The following is a 1,281-nucleotide window of genomic DNA, read 5'->3' as shown; positions in this document are numbered from 1 at the left end:
GTATCATTTCGCTAATCACGGCGTTTACGGCCGGACACACAAATTTCCACGTGTTTATCGGCGGCATGTTTTTATTCGGCACCTTCTTGGTCGGTTCTGCTTTTCCTTTCTTCTTCGGGCTGAAGAAAAAAGAGAAATAAGCTTATAATGAGAAGAGTTTTGTAAGATTTGATAAGAATAAACATACAAGGACAAATGCATCTCATTGCTTTGAAACAAGATGCATTTGTCCTTTTGTCTATTTCGAGTATACCGATCATTTTATGAATTCAAGCATGTTATAGCTGAAAATACGTTTGTTTCCAACAAAAAACAGAGGCCTTTTGGGGCCTCTGTTTTTTTAGAATAACCGTTTCAAACTTTTCTTCAGTGACGGCATTTCAAATTTTTGGTTTTCGAAGAAGTTTTTCAGCATGTATTTGCTAAAGCCTTTCGCCTGCCCGTATGTGATTTTGCCAGGAAGCGGCGGTTCGTTTCCAATCATGACATCCACAACGACCGGTTGGTCAGAGTGCAGCGCCTCATGGAATGCCGGCGCAAGCTCTTCCGCTTTAGTCACTTTGATGCCCTTTGCTCCGCAGCTTTCTGCAAATGCGGCATAGTCGACATTTTGAAGTTTTGTGACATAGTCGATATTGCCTTTGACCTGCTGCTCGTACTCAATCATACCAAGATTTTCGTTGTTTAAAATGACGACTGTGATCGGGAGCTTATATTTGACAGCGGTCGGAAGATCCTGCATGACCATGGAAAATCCCCCGTCACCACAGACGGCGATCGCTCCCGGCAGGCCGCAGCCCATTGTCGCAAGCGAGCTGGAGACGATGAAATCCTGGTTCGCGTTCATTTTGAAATGACGCGCCATCCAGACTGTCACAGTGCCGACATCGACAGAGAGCACCGCATCATCAGCTGCCGCTTCCTGAAGACGGGCCACGACCTGCTGAGGTTTAAGCGGTGTTGTTGCCTCTGTCTCATCTTTTTCAATTTCGTTCCACCAATGCTGCATATGTTCTGTGCAGGCATTCAGGAATCTTCTGTCTTCCTTGCGTTCAATATACTCTGTCAATTCGCGCAGACCGAGAGCCGAATCGCAGACAAGGCCCGCTGTCACCGGATACCGTTTTCCGATTTTTTCCGGGTCTGAATCGAGCTGTATCGCCGGCGTGTCATCTGGCAAATAATCACGGTACGGGAATGACGTTCCGAGCATGATTAATAAATCACATTCCTCCATTGCCTCGTAAGCCGGCTTTGTTCCGATCTGCCCGAGGTTGCCGA

At 46.7% G+C, this 1,281-nt stretch carries 1 protein-coding gene and 2 pseudogenes; 2 read left to right on the top strand and 1 reads right to left on the bottom strand.

Features of this window, described 5'->3' with window-relative positions:
- Both ACWHAR_RS21875 and ACWHAR_RS21870 read left to right on the top strand, forming a co-directional pair.
- Positions 1 to 140, top strand: a pseudogene (locus ACWHAR_RS21875) (hypothetical protein); the annotation flags it as partial.
- 28 nt (positions 141 to 168) lie between these two features.
- A pseudogene (locus tag ACWHAR_RS21870) lies at positions 169 to 284 on the top strand (hypothetical protein).
- Between the two features lie 56 nt (positions 285 to 340).
- Here ACWHAR_RS21870 and ACWHAR_RS21865 read toward each other — a convergent pair.
- The coding region (locus tag ACWHAR_RS21865) for a thiamine pyrophosphate-dependent enzyme (RefSeq protein WP_452087809.1) at positions 341 to 1,281 on the bottom strand (941 nt) is incomplete at its 5' end.

This window comes from Bacillus sp. LR--39, assembly GCF_053613335.1.
The sequence above is the reverse complement of the archived record's forward strand: the minus strand, read 5'-3'. Positions and strand labels throughout refer to the sequence as shown.